The sequence below is a fragment of the Arthrobacter sp. zg-Y40 genome, assembly GCF_020731535.1.
Taxonomy (GTDB): domain Bacteria; phylum Actinomycetota; class Actinomycetes; order Actinomycetales; family Micrococcaceae; genus Arthrobacter_B.
This window is the reverse complement of the sequence record NZ_JAJFZS010000011.1, coordinates 18,379-32,578: the sequence shown is the minus strand read 5'-3', so window position 1 is coordinate 32,578 and position 14,200 is coordinate 18,379. Positions and strand designations below refer to the sequence as shown.

General features: G+C 67.1%; 14 protein-coding genes and 1 riboswitch. Of the genes, 6 read left to right on the top strand and 8 right to left on the bottom strand.

The window, feature by feature from the left end:
• The first annotated feature begins 89 nt into the window (after nt 1-89).
• Genes LJ754_RS11640 through nagB form a run of 5 tightly spaced genes read left to right on the top strand, consistent with a single transcriptional unit; the run spans nt 90 to nt 4,473 of the window.
• A complete protein-coding gene (locus LJ754_RS11640) occupies nt 90-1,040 on the top strand; it encodes an ROK family protein (protein WP_227926703.1) in 951 nt (316 codons plus the stop codon).
• Entirely contained in the window at nt 1,037-2,020 is a 984-nt protein-coding gene (locus tag LJ754_RS11635) for a 1-phosphofructokinase family hexose kinase (RefSeq protein ID WP_227926702.1), read from the top strand. The genes LJ754_RS11640 and LJ754_RS11635 overlap by 4 nt, the downstream gene beginning before the upstream one ends.
• Nucleotides 2,020-2,892: a class II fructose-bisphosphate aldolase gene (locus tag LJ754_RS11630; protein ID WP_227926700.1), complete on the top strand. Its 873-nt coding sequence runs from the start codon at nt 2,020-2,022 to the stop codon at nt 2,890-2,892. The genes LJ754_RS11635 and LJ754_RS11630 overlap by 1 nt, the downstream gene beginning before the upstream one ends.
• Nucleotides 2,879-3,703 carry a DeoR/GlpR family DNA-binding transcription regulator gene (locus tag LJ754_RS11625; RefSeq protein ID WP_227913502.1) on the top strand — a complete coding sequence of 275 codons (825 nt, stop codon included), beginning with the start codon at nt 2,879-2,881 and terminating at the stop codon, nt 3,701-3,703. Before LJ754_RS11630 ends, LJ754_RS11625 begins: the two co-directional genes overlap by 14 nt.
• Before the next feature lie 2 nt (nt 3,704-3,705).
• Complete coding sequence (gene nagB / locus LJ754_RS11620; RefSeq protein WP_227926698.1) at nt 3,706-4,473, top strand: glucosamine-6-phosphate deaminase; 768 nt, start codon at nt 3,706-3,708, stop codon at nt 4,471-4,473.
• A 7-nt stretch (nt 4,474-4,480) separates the two neighbouring features.
• On the opposite strand, the gene LJ754_RS11615 is transcribed toward nagB, so the two are convergent.
• A complete protein-coding gene (locus LJ754_RS11615; protein WP_227926696.1) occupies nt 4,481-6,376 on the bottom strand; it encodes an ABC transporter ATP-binding protein in 1,896 nt (631 codons plus the stop codon).
• Between the two features lie 192 nt (nt 6,377-6,568).
• Here LJ754_RS11615 and LJ754_RS11610 point away from each other — a divergent pair, with 192 nt between their 5' ends.
• Entirely contained in the window at nt 6,569-8,323 is a 1,755-nt protein-coding gene (locus LJ754_RS11610; RefSeq protein ID WP_227926694.1) for a sensor histidine kinase, read from the top strand.
• Nucleotides 8,324-8,384: 61 nt separating this feature from the next.
• Here the strand turns inward: LJ754_RS11610 and fdhD are convergent, their stop codons facing one another.
• From fdhD to LJ754_RS16845, 7 genes are all read right to left on the bottom strand, one after another.
• Nucleotides 8,385-9,233, bottom strand: a complete 849-nt coding sequence (fdhD, locus tag LJ754_RS11605; RefSeq protein WP_227926693.1) for a formate dehydrogenase accessory sulfurtransferase FdhD — start codon at nt 9,231-9,233, stop codon at nt 8,385-8,387.
• Between the two features lie 85 nt (nt 9,234-9,318).
• Complete coding sequence (locus tag LJ754_RS11600) at nt 9,319-10,614, bottom strand: molybdopterin molybdotransferase MoeA (RefSeq protein ID WP_227913507.1); 1,296 nt, start codon at nt 10,612-10,614, stop codon at nt 9,319-9,321.
• The gene (locus LJ754_RS11595; RefSeq protein WP_227926691.1) at nt 10,611-10,895 is read right to left on the bottom strand and encodes a DUF6457 domain-containing protein; all 285 of its coding nucleotides are present in this window, start codon (nt 10,893-10,895) and stop codon (nt 10,611-10,613) included. The genes LJ754_RS11600 and LJ754_RS11595 overlap by 4 nt, the downstream gene beginning before the upstream one ends.
• A complete protein-coding gene (gene mobA, locus LJ754_RS11590) occupies nt 10,895-11,551 on the bottom strand; it encodes a molybdenum cofactor guanylyltransferase (RefSeq protein WP_227926690.1) in 657 nt (218 codons plus the stop codon). Before mobA ends, LJ754_RS11595 begins: the two co-directional genes overlap by 1 nt.
• A complete protein-coding gene (locus LJ754_RS11585; protein WP_227913510.1) occupies nt 11,551-12,051 on the bottom strand; it encodes an HNH endonuclease in 501 nt (166 codons plus the stop codon). The genes mobA and LJ754_RS11585 overlap by 1 nt, the downstream gene beginning before the upstream one ends.
• A 246-nt stretch (nt 12,052-12,297) precedes the next feature.
• Entirely contained in the window at nt 12,298-13,089 is a 792-nt protein-coding gene (locus LJ754_RS11580; RefSeq protein ID WP_227926689.1) for an NlpC/P60 family protein, read from the bottom strand.
• Nucleotides 13,090-13,111: 22 nt separating this feature from the next.
• Complete coding sequence (locus LJ754_RS16845; protein WP_227926687.1) at nt 13,112-13,921, bottom strand: NlpC/P60 family protein; 810 nt, start codon at nt 13,919-13,921, stop codon at nt 13,112-13,114.
• Nucleotides 13,922-13,924: 3 nt separating this feature from the next.
• Nucleotides 13,925-14,083: riboswitch (cyclic di-AMP (ydaO/yuaA leader) on the bottom strand.
• Nucleotides 14,084-14,200 lie beyond the last annotated feature (117 nt).

Here is a 14,200-nt window from a genome sequence, read left to right as displayed (position 1 = left end):
TTATTGATCTATAGACACGCATACCAATCAAAGTCCATCATTGAGGGACTTTCCGTAGTTGCCGGGCCAGTCACACACCTAGGAGCACCATGTCCCATCTCCCGCCGAGCCGGCATTCCTTCGGGGAATCCGTCCTGGCCTTCGATGTGGGCGGGACAGATATCAAGGCCGCCCTCCAGGACAACGACGGCGTGTTCCACTCCCTGCAGCGGGTCCCCACGCCCCGGGACGCGGCGAGCCCCGGCGAGGCGATAATCCGCGAAGTATCCGGGCTGGCCCGCGGGTACGTGCGCGAGTTCCCGCAGGCATCAGTGCGGGCCCTTGGCTTTGTGGTGCCCGGCCTCGTGGATGAGCAGGCCGGGATCGGCATTGTTGCGGCGAACCTCGGGTGGCGGAACTTCCCGTTTGCCCGGCGGCTGCGCGAGGAGAACGGCATGCTGCCGGTAGCGTTCGGGCACGACGTCGGCCTAGCCGGTGAGGCGGAAATGCACCTCGGTGCCGGACGCGGGCTGCGGGATGCAGTGGTCCTGATCATCGGCACGGGGATTGCCGGAGCGGTGTTCTGTGACGGACGCAGGGTACGTGCAGGCGGTTTTGCCGGGGAAATAGGCCACTCACCTGTCCCGTCGGGTACGCAGTGCGCGTGCGGGGCCTACGGGTGCCTGGAAACGGTGGGCTCGGCCGGTGCCATCGTCCGGCGCTACAACGAACGAACGGGCAATCGGGCAACCGGTGCGGAAGCGGTGCTCAGGGCAGCCCGGGCCGGGGAGCCGGCAGCCCGGGAGGTGTGGGACCAGGCGGTGGCAGCCCTGGCCGAGGGAATCTGCCAGCTGGCCGCGGTGCTGGGGACCGAGGCAGTGATCCTGGGCGGCGGACTGTCCCAGGCCGGAGACGAATTAACCGGGCCCCTGGTCCGGGCCGTGGACTCACGGTTGTCTTTCCACCGCCGCCCGGACATCCGGGTGTCCACCCTCGGACAGGATGCCGGGCTTATGGGCGCGGCGCTGCATGCACGGGGGATGCTGGGGGAACCGGCGTGAACGGGTGGGGCCGCGCAGGCGGTGTCCTGACCGTGACCGCCAATCCCGCCCTGGACGAGACCTATGCTGTTTCGGCCTTCACCCCGGGCGGCAGCCACCGGGTTTCCCCTCCCCTGGTCCGGGCCGGCGGCAAAGGCCTCAATGTTGCACGGGTGGCGCACCAGCTCGGCGCGCCGGTGCTGGCCGTTGCCACCTGCGGCGGGCTGACCGGCGAGCGCTGCCGTGAGGACCTCCTCGGCAGCGGAATCCCGCACCGGCTGGTGCCGGTCACCGCGGCAACGCGGCGGACCATGGCGTTCGTGGACAGCACCTCGGGCCTCACCAGCATCTTCAACGAAACCGGGCTGCCCCTCACCTCCGCCCAGTGGCAGGAACTTGAACGCCAGGTGGACGCCGCCATGTCCGGGGCAAGCGTGGTGGTGGGCTCAGGCAGCCTCCCGCCGGGGGCGCCTGCCGGGTTCTACCCGGATCTGGTCCACGCCGCGGCCGGCCGGGACATCCCCTGCATCATCGACGCCTCGGGCGCGGACCTGGTGCGGGCGGCCGAGGCTGGTGCCTTCGCACTCAAACCCAACCAGCACGAGCTGAGGGAAGCCACCGGCGAAGAAGACCTGCGCCGGGCGGCGCGTTCCCTGCTCGACGCCGGCGCGCGGACGGTTTTCCTCAGCTGCGGGGAGGCCGGACTGCTCGCATTTTCCGCAACGGATCCGGACCACTACTTGCACGCCCGGCTGGGACGGACCCTGGCCGGCAACCCCACCGGCGCAGGCGATGCAGCGGTGGCCGCCGTCGCGGTGACTCTGGCCTCCGGCAGCCGGGACACCGCCCGCATGCTCCGCCTGGCGGCCGCCTGTTCCTCCGCCGCCGTGCTGATGCCGGCGGCCGGTGAAATCCCGTCCAGCTACCGCTCCCTGCAGGAGCAGATCACCATCACCTTGCATCATGACCGCACTGCATCCGCTGTACTGGAGGAAAACTGATGGGTCTTACACCAACCCGGGCACTCGTGGCGGACGCTTTTGCCGCAGGGACCGGCATCGGCAGCTTCAATGTCCTGCATCTGGAGACGGCGGAAGCCATTGTCGAGGGCGCCGAAGCGGCAGGGCTGCCGGTGATACTGCAGATTTCGGAGAACTGCGCCTCCTACCACGGCGCCCTTGAACCGCTGGCGGCAGCATGCCTGTCCGTGGCCTCGGCCGCAGCCGTGCCCGTTGCCCTGCATCTGGACCACGCGCAGGATGAGGACCTGGTGCACCAGGCGGTCCGGCTCGGCTTCGGCTCGGTGATGTACGACGGCGCGCACCTGCCGTACAGCGAGAACGTGGCGGCCACGGCACGGGTGGTTAAGCATGCCGAGCCGCTGGGCGTGTTTGTGGAGGCCGAGCTGGGGAAGATAGGAGGCAAGGACGGTGCACACGCTCCCGGGGTACGGACGGATCCCTTCGAAGCAGCGGACTTTGTGATGTCCACCGGCGTCGACGCGCTGGCCGTTGCCGTAGGTTCCTCGCATGCCATGGCACAGCGCACTGCCGCACTGGACCTGGACCTCATCGCGGAACTGCATTCGGCCCTGCCCATCCCCCTGGTCCTGCATGGCTCCTCCGGGGTTGCGGATGCCATGCTGGCTGCCGCCATCACCGCCGGGATGACTAAGATTAACGTTTCCACGCACCTGAACGGCTTCTTCACCCGCGCCGTGCGCCAGTCGCTTGGAACCGACCCGGACCTGGTCGACTCCAGGAAGTACTTCTCCGCAGGCCGCCGGGCGCTCGCCCCCGAAGCAAGCCGTTTGCTGTCCCTCTTCGCGCTGAGCGCGAACGCGGAAAAGGCTGTCACCCATGGAAAAGACTGAGCGGCTCAACTCCATCCTCGACCTCCTGGCTGCGCGCGGCCACGTGCAGGTTGAGGACGTCATGGCCGAGCTGAAGGTATCCCCCGCCACCGCCCGGCGGGACCTGGATACCCTTGCCGCCCAGCGGCTCCTCACCCGGACCCGCGGCGGTGCCACCATGGAGGCAGTGGCCTATGACCTGCCGACCCGGTACACCCGCGATGACCACACTGCGCAAAAGCAGGCCATCGCGCAGGCCGCCAGTGCGCTGGTGCCCAAAGGCGCGGTGATCGGACTTTGCGGCGGAACCACCAGCACGGCCATTGCCCAGGCCCTGGGCATGCGCCGGGACCTGATGGAACCGTCCAGCAAACCCACGCTCACGGTTGTCACCAATGCCATTAACATCGCCGTGCAACTGGTGGTCCGGCCGAATATCCGCGTTATGGTGACCGGCGGCGTCGTGAACCCGAGATCCTATGAGCTGGTGGGGCCCTACACCGATGTGATCCTTCAGCGCGTAGCCCTGGACCTGGCCTTTGTGGGGGTCAACGGGCTCGACGCCGAGGTAGGCCCCACAGTCAGCGATGAAGGGGAGGCTGCAGTGAATTCACTGATGTCGCAGCGGGCCTCCGAAACCTACATCGTGGCCGACTCCTCCAAAATCGGCACCCGGAGCTTCGCGACGCTGAGTGGCTACGTCTTCAGCAACCTGATCACCGACAGCGGTATCACCGAGGGCGAGAAAGCGGAGTTCGAAAGCCGCGGAACCCGGGTTATTGTGGCGCCGGCCAAAACGGTCACCGGGTCCGCCCAGCGGGCAGGGAGCTGACAATGCATGTGGTGATCCTTGACAGTCCTGCCGAGGTGGGGGATTTCGCGGCGCAGGAAATCCTGCGCGGTGTGGCGGCCGGGAAGCTCCGCACCCTGGGCGTCGCCACCGGATCCTCTCCGCTGGCGATCTACGAAGTCCTGGAGCGGCACCGCAGCCCGCAACTGTCCGCGCTGCAGGCCTTTGCCCTGGACGAATACGTGGGCCTGGACCCGCAGCACCCGGAGAGTTACGCCTCAGTTATCCGCCGCGAGGTCACCGAACGGCTGGGCCTGGACCCCGCCAACGTGCACGTGCCGAACGGTACGGCCGCGGATCTGGCTGCCGCCTGCGCGGATTTCGAGGCCGCCATCCGTGCAGCCGGCGGTATTGACCTGCAGATCCTGGGCATTGGCCGGAACGGGCACATCGGCTTCAACGAGCCCACGTCGTCGCTGGCGTCCCGCACCCGGGTCAAAACCCTCATGTCCGCCACCCGGCGGGACAACGCCCGTTTCTTCGCCGACGCATCGCAGGTGCCCGCCCTGTGCCTCACCCAGGGACTGGGTACCATCGGTGAAGCGCGGAAGGTGCTGCTGGTGGCGCAGGGGAAGGCGAAGGCTCGGGCCGTTGCGGACGCGGTGGAGGGCCCGCTGTCCAGCATGTGCCCCGCCTCCGTGCTGCAGATGCACCCGCACGCCACGTTTGTCCTGGACCCCGACGCCGCCGCGGAACTGAAGCTGCAGGACTACTACCGGGAGGTCCGCAGCGGGATGGACACCCTGCGGTAAGCCCGGCCTAGGACCTGGCGGCGGTATCGCTTTCCGCTGCCGGATCTGCTGCGAACTGTGTGTTGTAGAGCTCCGCGTAACGTCCTCCCTGTGCCAGCAGCTGCGAGTGCGTGCCTTGCTCCGCAATCCGTCCGTCCTCAATCACCAGGATGCGGTCCGCGTTGCGGATGGTGGAGAGCCGGTGCGCAATAACGACGGCGGTCCGGCCCTGCAGGGCCTCCCCCAGGGCGGCCTGGACCGCGGCCTCGGACGTCGAGTCCAGGGCCGCCGTCGCCTCATCCAGGATGACGATGCGCGGTTGTGCCAGCAGCAGCCGTGCAATGGTCATGCGCTGGCGTTCACCGCCGGAAAGCCGGTACCCGCGCTCCCCCACCATGGTCTCCAGCCCGTCCGACAGGGAGCGCACCATGTCCTCGAGCCGGGCCCGGCGCAGTGCGTCCCAGACCTCTTCGTCGCTGGCCCCGGGGTTCGCCAGGAGCAGGTTGGCCCGGATGGTTTCGTGGAACAGGTGCCCGTCCTGCGTGACCATGCCCAGGGCCTGCCGGATGCCGGCAAAGCTCAGGTCACGGACGTCGGTGCCGGAGAAGCGCACGGCACCCGAGTCGACGTCGTAAAGCCGGGAGAGCAACTGCGCAATGGTGGATTTGCCGGCGCCGGAAGTGCCTACCAGCGCTACCGTCTGGCCCGGGTCCACCCGGAAAGATATCCCGTGCAGGACTTCCTCGCCGCCGCGTGTGTCCAAAACGGCCACGTCCTCCAGCGAGGCCAGGGAAACCTTGTCCGCGGTGGGGTACGCGAAGCGCACGTCGTCGAACTCCACGCTCAGCGGACCGGCGGGCACCGGGGCGGGGCTGTCCTTTTCCCGGATGAGGGGGCGCAGGTCGAGGATCTCGAAGACCCGCTCGAAACTGACCACCGCGCTCATAACCTCCACGCGGGCATTGGCCAGGGAGGTCAGCGGCGCGTACAGGCGGGTCAACAGCAGGGCCAGGGTGACGACGTCGCCCGTGTTCAGGCTTCCCTGCAGGGCCAGATAGCCGCCCAGCCCGTAAACCAGGGCCAGCGCCAGGGCGGAAACCAGGGTCAGGGCGGTCACGAAGACCGACTGCATCATGGCGGTCTTGACGCCAATATCGCGGACCCGGGACGCGCGCAGGGCGAATTCCCGGGATTCGGCGTCGGGCCGGCCGAACAGCTTGATCAGGGTGGCACCGGGGGCGGAGAACCGCTCGGTCATCTGGGTACCCATCGAGGCATTGTGGTTGGCGGCTTCACGCCGCAGGGCGGCCAGCCGTCCTCCCATCCGCCGGGCCGGCAGCAGGAACACCGGCAGCAGCAGCATGGCCAGCACAGTCACCTGCCAGGACGTCCCCAGCATCACGATCAGGGTCAGCACCAGGGCGACGACGTTGCTCACCACTCCGGAGAGGGTGCCGCTGAAGGCCTGCTGGGCGCCAATGACGTCATTGTTCAACCGGCTGACCAGGGCGCCGGTGCGGGTACGCGTGAAGAACGCCACCGGCATTTTCTGCACGTGGTCGAACACCGCGGTCCGCAGGTCCAGAATGACGCTTTCACCAATGCGCGAGGAGAACCACCGGGTGGCGAGGGAGACGGCGGCGTCGGCAACGGCGACGACGGCGATCAGCAGGGCCAGCCGAACCACCACGCCGGGAGCGGTCCCGGCCACGATGGAGTTGACCACCTCACCGGCCAGTACGGGCGTGGCCACGGCCAGGAATGCCCCGACCACCGACAGCAGGACAAAGCCCAGCAGCCGGAAACGGTAGGGAGCGGCGAAACGGATGATCCGCTTCAGGGTTTCCCGGGAAATCTTCCGGTCATTTCCGCTGCCGCGCGAGATTTTGTGAAGCGAGCTCCAGGCTGCGCCTTCCATACTCATGTGTTTTCCTCCGTTGTATGCACGTTCCAGCTTAAGCCCCTCTCCAGCTCCGGCCCGGCCGATCGCCAGGGGCTGAAACCGCCGGCGACTTTCCTTTCCACAGCGTGAAACATGTCACGGAGTTGGCGCCGTGCGCTGGTACACTTCGAAACGCTGCCCCCGTGCTGAACCGGGCACCTACGAAAGGCCGCTATGTCTCCGGCACTGAAACCCCCTGCTGCCCCCACGGAGGGCGTACCCACCATGGGCTCCGCTTCCGTGCAGGAGGCTGCCCCCGGGGCTGTCCCCACGGACGGCGCCGCCCGGCGCTACACCGCGCTGGTGGCCGTGCAGCGGCCCGACGTGTTCTCCGTGACCGCCGGAATCCTCGCCGCCGCGGGGCTGGAACCTGTTGCCGTCCGGGACTTGGACGGGGCCGTTGCTTCCGCACGGGCTGCCGAACCGGTACTCGCCGTAGTCGATTCCAGAGTCCGCCGGATCGCCGGAATGGACCTGCTTAAGCGCCTGCGCCATGAAGTACCGGCCTTGACCAAGCTGCCGGTGATCCTGGTGGCGGACGAAGCCGGCCTCGACATAGACCTTATGGTCGAACTGGGAATTGCGGACTTTGTCGCCAGTCCGGTAGACCCCGATGACCTGACCCGCCGGGTGGACCTCATGCTGGCGACCGCCGAGGCGCACCGGGGCCGCCGGATGACTGCAGCCCGGCTGCGCGAGGCAACCCGCCGCATTTCCGCGTCCATCCGCGCCACCAATGATCCGCAGCAGATGTCGGAAGTAGTGGTCCACGGACTCGGCGAGACCTTCCAAGCGGACCATGTCTTCCTGATGACGTTCCCGGACGAGCGCGTTCCCGAGCTGGCACTGTCCTGGAGCCGTGAGGGAACCACCGGTTCCATTCCCGCGCTGGCGGGATCCACCGCCGTCGAGCTTGCGGAAAAGCTGTGGGCACGCGGCCGTGGACTCGCCGTCGAAGACCATCGCCAGCCGGACGGCGACGAGCCGGTCCCGCTGAGCCCGGCGTCATTGGCCGCCGGCCTCGGGACGTCCATGATTGTGCCGCTTGGCCACGGGGATAAGGCCTTCGGTTTGGTGTGGCTTGCCGGTGAACGCGGCCCCCGGGACTGGACCAGCACGGAAACTTCCCTGATCCAGCATGCCAGCGGAAACCTTGCCCACGGGCTGGTGCAGGGAAACCTGATCACCGCGCAGCGGATGGTGCTCAAACGCCTGCGGGAACTGGACCAGGCGAAAACGGATTTCGTGGCCACCGTCAACCATGAGCTGCGGACCCCGCTGACCTCGATCACCGGATACCTCGACCTCATCCTGGACGGCTCCGGCGGCGACATCCCCGCCGACGTCGCGGATATGCTGAAGATCGTAGGCCGCAACGCGGTGCGGCTCAACCAGTTGATTACCGACCTGCTCACCATCTCCCGCCAGGATGCCGACGAGGGCACCCTGGATGTTGAAGAGGTGGACCTTCATGAGCTGCTCCAAGCGGTTGCGGCGTCCCTGGCCCCTGCGGCCGGCGCGAACAACCTGGATCTTCGCCTGGAGCTCGGCCCGGATCCGCTCTGTGTGGACGGTGACAGCGCTGCCCTGGAGCAGGTTTTCACCAACCTCTGCTCCAATGCCGTGAAGTTCACCCCCGCTGGCGGATCCGTCCTGGTCCGGGCAGAGCTGGTGCGTGCCGAGGGCGCCGGGCCAAGTATCCGCGTGCAGATCACGGATACCGGAATCGGCATCCCAGAAGCCGAGCTGCCCAATCTCTTCCGCCGGTTCTTCCGCGCTTCCAACGCCACCTCGGCCGCCATTCCCGGAACCGGGCTTGGTCTGGCCATTGTGCAGGACATTGTGCTGCAGCACGGCGGGGAACTGGGCGTCGAATCGAAGGTGGGTTCGGGCACCACCGCCACGGTCCTGCTGCCCGCAGGCCGTTAGGCGTTGGTCCGCTCCGGCCCCCGGACCCGGGGCCGGTTAGGCGGACACGGGACCGTCGGCGCTAGGCGCTTACCGCGGTGACCGGGGCCAGGATCCGTTCGGGTGCCGAATAGCAGTTGAGCGAGGTGCCGCGGCTGAATCCAATCAGCGTGAGCCCCGCGTCCTGGGCCAATTCCACGGACAACGCCGACGGTGCGCTTACGGCGGCGAGCACCGGGATGCCGGCCAACTGCGCCTTCTGGACCAGTTCGAACGAGGCCCGGCCGGAGACCTGCAGCACCATGCCGCGCAATGGCAGCAGCCCGGCGCGAAGGGCCCAGCCCACCACCTTGTCCACCGCATTGTGCCGGCCCACGTCCTCACGCAGGCACAGCAGCTCCCCTTCGGCACTGAAGAGCCCGGCCGCGTGCACGCCGCCGGTCCGGTCGAAGACCTTCTGCCCTTCGCGCAACCGGTCCGGCAGGGACGCGAGCATCTCCAGGGGCAACCGGACGCCGTCGCCCTCCAAATCAAAGTGGGAGGACTTGCGCACGGCCTCGATGGAGGCCGTGCCGCAGATGCCGCAGGAACTGGAGGTATAGACGTGCCGTTCCATGCCGGTATCCGGCAGCGGGGTCCCGGGCCTCAGCTGTACATCCACCACGTTGAAGGTCTGTTTGCCGTCATCATCCACACCCGCGCAGTAGCGCAGGCTGATGAGCTGGCCGGGCTCCCAGATCACACCCTCCGAGACCAGGAAACCGGCTACCAGGTCAAAGTCGTCGCCGGGGGTGCGCATGGTGACGGTGAAACTCTTTCCTCCCACCCGGATCTCCAGCGGCTCCTCCCCCGCCAAGACGTCGTCGCGCCGGCTGACGTTTCCGTCCAGCCGGAATTTCGTGACCCGTCCCCGTGTGGTGACCCGTCCCATGATGCCTCCCTGATTCCTGTTTCCTGCTTCTATGTTGCCCCTCCGCGGCGGGATCCGCAGTCAGCGGGTGCCCGCGTACGGCACGTTATCCTGCGGGCGCCCGGTTGACCTGCCAGGGCAGGGGAAGGGCCATCACTGCTTGGTCCCTGATGCAGCCTTCGGGCGGCACCACCATCACGGCGTCCGCTTCGGCCAGGCCGCGCAGCATGCCGGAGCGGAAGTAGGGGGACGGCATGGCCCGGTCCTCCTGGATACTGCACGGCACCAGCCTGGTGCGGCCGGGCAGCGGTTCCAGGTCCACACCGGCCAACACGTGGCGTTCCCGGGAAATCGGAGCGCCGCGCAGTCCGTCCAAGAGGGGCTGGAGGATGGTAAAAACGGCCATCATGGCTGCCAGCGGGTTACCCGGCAGGGCCACCAGGAGCCTGCCGTCCCGGAGCCGGGCGAGCATGGTGGGGTGGCCCGGACGCATCGCAATCCCGTCGATCAGGAGCTCGGCTTCCACTTCTTCCAAGGCACGGCGCAAGTGGTCGGCCTCGGAACGTCCGGTACCGCCGGTGGTGATGAGGACGTCGCCGGAGGACATCGCAATAGACATTTCGTCCGTGGCTTCGCTGCTGAGCGCTGCTACCACTTCCTCCAGCCGGTCCGGGAGCCGGCGCACCACATCCACCTTGCCGCCGAGCATGGACACCAGCTGCGGCAGCTGCGGTCCGAAGGTATCCCGGACCTGGCCCGGTTCCGGGAGCCCCGCATCAATCACTTCATCACCGGTCAGCAGCAGGGACACCCGCGGTGAACGCAGCACCGGCAGCGTGTCGTGGCCGCAGACGGCGGCCAGGGCAATATGGGCAGGGTTGAGCAGCTTGCCTGCGGGGATGGTGGTCTCTCCGGCAGATGCCTCTTCCCCGGCGGGCCGGATGTGCTCCCCGGCGGCCGGTTCGGATTCGCGGGCCCGGTCGTTGCGGGTCAGGCGCGGCGGCGTGGTGTTCGAAACAGAGCCGCTCTCGGACCGCAGGACGGCGTCGGCGCCTTCGGGAATCAATCCGCCCGTGAGGATTTTCACGGCTTCCCCGGGCTGCAGCGCCCGCCGCCCGGACTCCTTGTGGATCTGCCAGCGTTCCACTTCCGGTTCCTCCTGGGTGATGACCGTCCAGGGCGGAGGCCCGGCTATGGCCCAGCCGTCCATTGCGGCGGAAGCATAATGCGGGACGGGCTGCAGCGCGGAGGTCTCCAGGGCAAGGATCCGCCCCAGCGCTTCGTCCAGTGGAACGGTTTCGTAGGGCAGCGGGCGGGCGGCGGCATAGGCCGCGTGCCGGGCCTGGGCCCAAGACGCATTGGGTTGTGCGGGCAGGATAACGGGAGCGCTTTTTTCACTCATTGCGCATCCCCTTCGTCTGCTGCGTCCCGGCATTCGGCGGCTGCCACCGCCATGGCCGAACGCATGGACGCGGCGTCGGTCGCCTGTCCGCTGCCGGCAGCCAGTCCCGCTGCGTACCCGGCAATAAAAGTGGTCAACGGCGCTGCCGGCCGCACCACGTTGTGGGCTGCGGCCGCAGCGAGGTCAAGCACGGCGGAGATATCCACGGGGGTCCCCTCGAGCTCCAGTGCCTTGAGCAGTCTCCCGCTCCACACCTCGAGTTGTTCCTGCTGGCTTGGCATTAGTGCTCCTTCGCTTCGCTGGACGGTGCTGTTAACGCGGTTCCTTCGGTGCTTACGCCCAAGATCCGCGCGTCCGCCCAAGTGTCGACATCGGCGGTACTCATGGGGGGAACATCAACACCCCTCCATTGCACCCTAGCAAGCAGAGCCTTCATGGACATGTTCGTCAGGCCGCCGGGTGCATGGCCGAGGACGGCCTGACGAAGGTCTGCGGTCCGGTACAGGCCCGCCAGCGGCTGGCTCCTGCCGTCAGCGTCAAGGGCCAGAAGGGTGGAGTCGCCGTCGGAATCATCGCTGACGGCCGCATCCAGCAGGACTCCGGCCGCGGAGGCAATTCGCGGCATATCGCAGGCCAGGACCAGCGTCCAGTCACCCGAGGCGGGCAGGGCTTCCAGCCCCGCTGCAACAGCGGCTGCCGGGCCGCCGAACACCGGTTCCTCCCGCACCAGCACGGTTTCGCGGGACGCGTCCTCAAGCAGCGGCAGCAGTGAGCCCGGTCCCACTACGGCCACACGCCGGGCCCCGGCAACCGCGTCCAAGGTGGTTTCCAGCAGGGTGCGCCCACCGGTACGCAGCAGTGCCTTGGGGCTGCCGCCGAGGCGGGAGGAACGGCCGCCGGCGAGGATTACGGCGTCGTACACCGGAACAACGGGCATCAGGCGGCAGTGTCATTCTGCAGGAAGGGGTCCCATTGCGGTGACGGACGCTCCAGTTCGCGGATCTGCCAGCGCGCTCCACGGGGCGCCTTCGGAGAAATACGCAGCTGCCAGCCAAGCTGTGCCAACGTCCTGTCGCCCTTCGTATTGTTGCAGCGCAGGCAACATGCAACCAGGTTCTCCCAGCTGTCATCGCCGCCGCGTGAACGGGGAACAACATGGTCCACCGTGGCTGCCGCCTTTCCGCAGTACGCGCATTCGTGGTTATCCCGGCGCAGCACGCCCCGACGGGTGGCAACGGTGCCCTCCCGGTACGGGACCCGGACGTACCGGTGGAGCAGGATAACCGAGGGTCTGGGGAGGATTTCAGAGGGCCCGACTACCGGCTCGCCGCTCTCCGCCACCACACTCGCTTTCCCGCTCAGGACCAGCACCAGCGCGCGGCGGAAGGTGATCACGGCCAGCGGTTCATATCCAGCATTCAGAACGAGAGTGCGCATGCACATACCTCTTCGTCGGCCGTCCATGAGCCAGTGAATACTAGACACCGGCACACTTACGGCACATCGGATTGTCTATGCAAGAGTATGACGGGAATGCAGTCTTGGCCATTTCCGGGGCCGAAACCTTGCCCTGGGCGCTGGCGCCATCTTCCGCCGTCCGGGTCCGTCCCCGGGGACGGACCCGGACGGTTAACGGCAAAAGCTCCCCCCGAAGGAGGAGCTTTTGGCCGGAGAGAAAAGCCGTTATCCGCCTACGCGGATGTAGACGCCGCCCGAGCCGAGTTCTGCCGGTGCCACAACGGTGCTGTTGCCGTTGAAGCCGCCGTGCACGGCTTGGCCACCGCCTACGTATACGGCAATGTGGGCCAGGCCCATGCCGCCGTCGGCGTAGTAGATCAAGTCACCGGGCATGGCCTCGGCTGCGCTGACCGTCCGTCCAAGGGACAGGTAGCCGGCAGGCCATCCGTGGAAGTTGATCCCCGCAGCCGCCAGGGCATTGGTCACCAGCATGGTGCAGTCCTGGTTGACGCCCAGCTGGGCGTAGGCTGCTGCAGCAATGGTGGCGGCCAGCCCTGAGGGGCTGCCCTGCGGTGCCGGGGCGGCGGCGGTGTTGACCCTTGCCGCCGGAGCTGCGTTGGATGCCGGGCGGGCAACCTGCGCAGCACCTGCGGCCGGCATTTCCTGAACCTGGAGAGCGGTCTGCGCCTCTTCCACCACAGGGGCTGCCGGAGCCGGCGCGGGAGTGGTGCCCGCAATGCCTTCGAACTCAAAGTGAAGCACAGCTTCTGCAGACACTTTGTCGAGCTTTGCTGCCGTGAGATCCAGGGTGCTCGTCTGGACATCCCGCAGGGGCTCCGTGCCGGAAGCATTGGCGGCCACACCGGTGGTGAGGACCAAGCCTGAGGCAGCTGCGATAACGGCAGCCTGGCGGCCAACCGTTCCTGCGTTTGCACTGACCGCACCTGCAAGGGCGTTCAGCGTGCTGGTGCGTTCAACCGGCGCCCGGTGGCGGGCGCGCTCAATTGTCGAGGTCATGATTGTTCTCGAAGACCAGGGCTTAGGAGACGCGGACGAAGCTGTAGCCGTGCAGGTCGGAGAGGCTGTGCAGACCGGTGTTCATACCGTTCAGACCGCCGCTGATGACCTGTCCGTTGCCAACGTAGATGGCGACGTGGGTAGCACTGATGACCAGGTCACCGGGAGCGGGGCTGCCAACAACGGTGCCGTACTGGAAGAACTGGCCGGGAGCCAGGTCGCCGACGGACTTGCCGACGGAGCGCAGGGCCTTCTCGACCATGGCGGTGCAATCCTGCGCCACGCCGATCTGGCTGTAAGCCGAGGCCACGAGGCCGGCGGCCACATTGCCCGGAGCTACGGCGTCAGCGGCCGGTGCTGCGGGAGTGGAGGATGCGGTCTGTACTGCGCCGTTTGCAACAGGTGCGGCAACACGGGAAGCAGCGGCACGCTGGGTTGCTGCTGCCTGCTGGGTTGCTGCTGCCTGCTGGGCCTGGGCCTCAGCAGCTGCTGCGGCTGCGGCTTCTTCAGCTGCTACCTGTGCGCGGTATTCTTCGCCGGAGATGGAGCTGGGTGCTTCCATGACCGCAAGCTTTACGTCCGCGTCCGCATTAGCCTTGACTGTCCCGGCTACAACATTCAGCGGGGTGGATTCGAGTGCCTGGCGGTCCATGCTGACGGACGCTGCCTGTGCAGGGAGTCCTGCAGCCAGCACGAGGCCGGATGCTGCCACAACGACGGCGGCCTGACGGCCTACCATGCCTGCGTTGCTGCTGACTGCCTTGGAAAGTGCAGTAATCGGGTTGGTCTGAACGGTGGCTGCGCGACGGCGGCCATGAGCGTGTGATGACACAGGTTTGCCTCTCCCAATTGCCTACGAGGTGAGCTGTCGGATTCGGATGGGAGTCACCCGGTTGCCAGGCCTAAAGCCATTTGCAACTTAACCCCAAGGGCTTCTTGCGAAACCCGAAATTGGTTCCCCCGCCTCTGCCATGCGATTCTGCGAACGGACTTCAAACAGTGGCAGAGCTAGGCGATCTGTTCGAAGGTGCCCGATCTTTGGCCAATCGGGCACGAGGACGAGCGTACAGCAACATTTGCGCTATGTCACGTTCCGGTCACGAAATGATAT

Bases quoted from the DNA above. Each gene is read 5' to 3' on its own strand.
- LJ754_RS11625 (WP_227913502.1), top strand. From the start codon at position 2,879: ATGGAAAAGACTGAGCGGCTCAACTCCATCCTCGACCTCCTGGCTGCG.
- LJ754_RS11595 (WP_227926691.1), bottom strand. From the start codon at position 10,895: ATGCCAAGCCAGCAGGAACAACTCGAGGTGTGGAGCGGGAGACTGCTC.
- LJ754_RS11610 (WP_227926694.1), top strand. From the start codon at position 6,569: ATGTCTCCGGCACTGAAACCCCCTGCTGCCCCCACGGAGGGCGTACCC.
- LJ754_RS11585 (WP_227913510.1), bottom strand. From the start codon at position 12,051: ATGCGCACTCTCGTTCTGAATGCTGGATATGAACCGCTGGCCGTGATC.
- mobA (WP_227926690.1), bottom strand. From the start codon at position 11,551: ATGCCCGTTGTTCCGGTGTACGACGCCGTAATCCTCGCCGGCGGCCGT.
- fdhD (WP_227926693.1), bottom strand. From the start codon at position 9,233: ATGGGACGGGTCACCACACGGGGACGGGTCACGAAATTCCGGCTGGAC.
- nagB (WP_227926698.1), top strand. From the start codon at position 3,706: ATGCATGTGGTGATCCTTGACAGTCCTGCCGAGGTGGGGGATTTCGCG.
- LJ754_RS11615 (WP_227926696.1), bottom strand. From the start codon at position 6,376: ATGAGTATGGAAGGCGCAGCCTGGAGCTCGCTTCACAAAATCTCGCGC.
- LJ754_RS11580 (WP_227926689.1), bottom strand. From the start codon at position 13,089: ATGACCTCGACAATTGAGCGCGCCCGCCACCGGGCGCCGGTTGAACGC.
- LJ754_RS11600 (WP_227913507.1), bottom strand. From the start codon at position 10,614: ATGAGTGAAAAAAGCGCTCCCGTTATCCTGCCCGCACAACCCAATGCG.
- LJ754_RS11630 (WP_227926700.1), top strand. From the start codon at position 2,020: ATGGGTCTTACACCAACCCGGGCACTCGTGGCGGACGCTTTTGCCGCA.
- LJ754_RS11640 (WP_227926703.1), top strand. From the start codon at position 90: ATGTCCCATCTCCCGCCGAGCCGGCATTCCTTCGGGGAATCCGTCCTG.